The sequence below is a fragment of the Verrucomicrobiota bacterium genome, assembly GCA_016871675.1.
Classification (GTDB): Bacteria; Verrucomicrobiota; Verrucomicrobiia; order Limisphaerales; family VHCN01; genus VHCN01.
Genome location: VHCN01000132.1, coordinates 1 through 3,258 on the forward strand (window position 1 = coordinate 1; position 3,258 = coordinate 3,258).

Sequence of the window (3,258 nt, forward strand, 5' to 3'; positions counted from 1 at the left end):
GCAGTGGTGGGGTTCCGTGGGCGGCCTGCGCGGTCTCGCGCCCATGCCCGCCAAGCCCGGCCAGCGCGGCAAGAATCTGCACGGCCAATATTTCGAGGCCAACCCCGGCCATGCGGTGGAATTGAACCAGCCGCTCGACACCGCGCTCGCCGAGCGTTGGCGCAAGCTGGCGACGGAACTCGGCCTCGACTCACGGAAGCTGCCCGTAGTCGGCAGCGCCACCACGCGCGGGGAGTTCATCTGCGCGGCGGCCAACCTTGCTCAAGGCTTTATTCCATGACTTCACTTCTGCGCTTTACCACAGCCGCTGCCTTGCTGCTGGCAACTTTGCCATCGTGCAGCCTCGCCGCCGAGGCGCAGCGCCTTGAAGCCGACTTGCTCGTGGTCGGCGGCAACGAAGCCGCCGTGGCCGCTGCCGTGCAGGCCGCGCGGCTCGGTGTGAAACATGTCGTGCTCGTCAGTGACATCGCGATGCTCGGCGGGCAGTTCAGCGCCGAGGGCGTCGGCAACGTGGACGAGTGGACCACCGTCAACGGCAAGCGCGCCCGGTTCCCGCGCTCGGGGATGTTTCTCGAAGTCGCCCGCGCGATCGAGGCCACCAACCAACGCCACTACGGCAAGGCCGAGCCGGCGAATTCCTTCTGCGCGTGGCTGACCATCGAGCCGCGCGAGGCCGCGCGCATCTTCGAGGAGTTCGTCACGCCGCAGGTTGCCAGCGGACGCCTCCGCATCGAGCGCGGCTGGGAGCCGGTGAAGGTCGAACTCGCCGGCAACCGCGTCACCGGCGTAAATTTCACAAAGGAAAGCGAACGCCTCGAAGTCCGCGCGCGACTGACCGTTGACGCGAGTGACTGGGGCGATGTCATCCAGTTGAGTGGCGCGAAGTGGAGCGCCGGACCGGACGCGAAAGCCCGCTTTGGCGAGCCCAGCGCGCCCGAGCAAATCACCGAGGCCAACCGCCGCGAGATGAACCCGCTCACGTGGTGCGTCGTCGTGCGCGGCTCCACAAGCGAGCGCGTCATCCCCGAGCCGCCGGGCTTCGACCCGCGCCGTTACTTCGGTTGCAGCCGCGAGACGCGCACGAACTTCACCGCCACTGGCTGGCCCAAAGGCGTGTTGTTCATGAACGTCCCGGCCTTCGCCGACACCACACATCCAGCCGGGCCTTACTCGCCGCCGGTGAACATCTACACGCACCGCCGCCTCGTGGACGCCGCGCACAATCAACTGCCACACGACCGTGAAGCCCTCTTCTTCAACTGGCCGCCGCAGGATTACCCGCTCGATGTCTGGCCCAAAGCTGTCGCTGACGCACTCGATGCCACGGAGCCCGGCGCGTCGCGGAAGAACCTCGTCGCGCTCACGCCCGCGCAGCGCCGCCTCGTGTTCGAGGACGCGAAGCGCCACTCGCTGGGCCTGCTGCATCACGTGCAGAAGCTGGAACCACGCTTCCGCAAACTGGAATTGACCGACGAGTTCGGCACGCCCGACCGCCTGCCGCCCAAGCCTTACATCCGCGAAAGCCTGCGGCTCGAAGCGCTCACCATGCTGCGCGAGCAAGACCTCCGCACCCCGCACCCGGAGCCGCGCTGGGCGAAGCTCATGCCCGGCGACGCGGTGTTCGGCTTTCAGTTCAACATCGATTTCCACCCCACGCGGCGGCAGTTCCTCAACGACGACCCGGCCGCGCCGTGGGCGACCATCCACACAGCCACGCGCAACTGGAGCACGCACACCGACCGCGGGATGTTCCCGCTGCGCGGCCTCGTGCCGATCACGCGCGACGGACTGCTCGGCGCGGGCAAAAACATCGGCGTCAGCAGCGTGGTGCAATCCGCGCTGCGCCTGCACGGGCAGATGATGCTGTGCGGACAGGCGAGCGGCACCGCAGCGTGGCTGTGCCTGCGCAACCACATCCAACCCCGCGCGCTCGCCGGAGATGCCACGCTCGTTGCGGAACTTCAGCGGACCCTGGTGCGCGGGAAGGACGGCCCGGGCGTGCTGCTCTGGCCCTATCACGATCTGCCGCCGGAGCACCCCGCCTTTGAAGCCATCAATCTCCTGAGTGTCGCCGGCGTGTGGCAGGCGGACGCCAGCAGTATTTTCTTTCAACCCGACCGTGAACTCAGCAGCAACGAGTGGAGCGCCTTACTGGCCCGATTGCCTGATTCCGTGAGCGCCAAACTCAAATCGGCACCGGCTCCGAAAACTCGTGCGCAAGCGGTCCAAACGGCCGAGAATGCGCTTTCTCAATAAACCCATGAACTCTCTCCTCATCAATCAAACCGCCCTTGTCACCGGCGGCGCGAAAGGCTATGGCGCGGGCATCGCGCAGCGTCTCCGTGAAGCGGGTGCCCGTGTCTGGATCACCGGACGCGACGATGCCGCACTGCACGCCACTGCGGCGCGGCTGGACGTGGACTGGCTTAAAGCCGATGTCACTTCACCGACGGACTGGGATCGCGTGGTGAAAACGATTCTCGGCGTGACCGGACGGCTCGATGTGCTGGTGAACAATGCCGGAGGCGGAATCAAGATCGCGCCCGTTGCCGAGCAGACTGACGAGAGTATCGCGGCGAGCATCGCGCTCAATCTGCTCGGCCCGCTCTACGGTTTCCGTCGCGTCGCGCCGGTGATGCAGGCCCAAGGCGGCGGCATCATCATCAACATTTCCAGCGTCTGCGCCCGCCACGCCTGGCCGGGCTGGGGTGTTTATTCGGCGGCCAAGGCGGGGTTCGACCAGTTCACCAAATCACTTGCGCTTGAACTCCGCCCGCACGGTGTCCGTGTCACGACCCTAATCACATCTTGGGGTGACACCGAGTTCACCACCGCCGCCGGCCTCGCGCCGCGCGACACGGCCACGCTCGCCCAATGCACCAAGCCCACCGAACTCGGCGACCACGTCGTCCACATCGCAACGCTGCCCGCGCACCTCTGCCTGCAAGAAACGGTGCTCGTTCCACTCGTGCAGGAGATTTCTCCCCTGTAGCCGCGCCATGAACTCAAAAACCCAATCTCCCTTGTCCGGCCAATTCTCCGCCTCCGCTCCGTCGGATACGCTCCTCCTCGCAAACTAAAGTCCCACTCGCATGCCCCACACGCAACATCCCATCGAACTCCTCCGCTTCAACACCTGCGGCTCCGTGGACGACGGCAAGTCCACGCTCATTGGCCGGCTGCTTTACGATTCCAAGTCCATCATGGAAGACCAGATGGAGGCGCTGGAACGCAGCGCGGACATCACCGGCGGCGGGC

The 3,258-nt window shown here is 66.0% G+C and carries 3 protein-coding genes; all 3 read left to right on the forward strand.

Features of this window, described 5'->3' with window-relative positions; genetic code table 11:
• The first annotated feature begins 276 nt into the window (after positions 1-276).
• The gene (locus FJ386_15310; GenBank protein ID MBM3878055.1) at positions 277-2,256 is read left to right on the forward strand and encodes an FAD-dependent oxidoreductase; all 1,980 of its coding nucleotides are present in this window, start codon (positions 277-279) and stop codon (positions 2,254-2,256) included.
• Entirely contained in the window at positions 2,240-2,992 is a 753-nt protein-coding gene (locus tag FJ386_15315; GenBank protein ID MBM3878056.1) for an SDR family oxidoreductase, read from the forward strand. Before FJ386_15310 ends, FJ386_15315 begins: the two co-directional genes overlap by 17 nt.
• A 121-nt stretch (positions 2,993-3,113) precedes the next feature.
• Positions 3,114-3,258, forward strand: a 145-nt coding sequence (locus FJ386_15320) for a sulfate adenylyltransferase (protein MBM3878057.1), incomplete at its 3' end; no start/stop codon positions are given.

Bases quoted from the DNA above. Each gene is read 5' to 3' on its own strand.
- FJ386_15310 (MBM3878055.1), top strand. From the start codon at position 277: ATGACTTCACTTCTGCGCTTTACCACAGCCGCTGCCTTGCTGCTGGCA.
- FJ386_15315 (MBM3878056.1), top strand. From the start codon at position 2,240: ATGCGCTTTCTCAATAAACCCATGAACTCTCTCCTCATCAATCAAACC.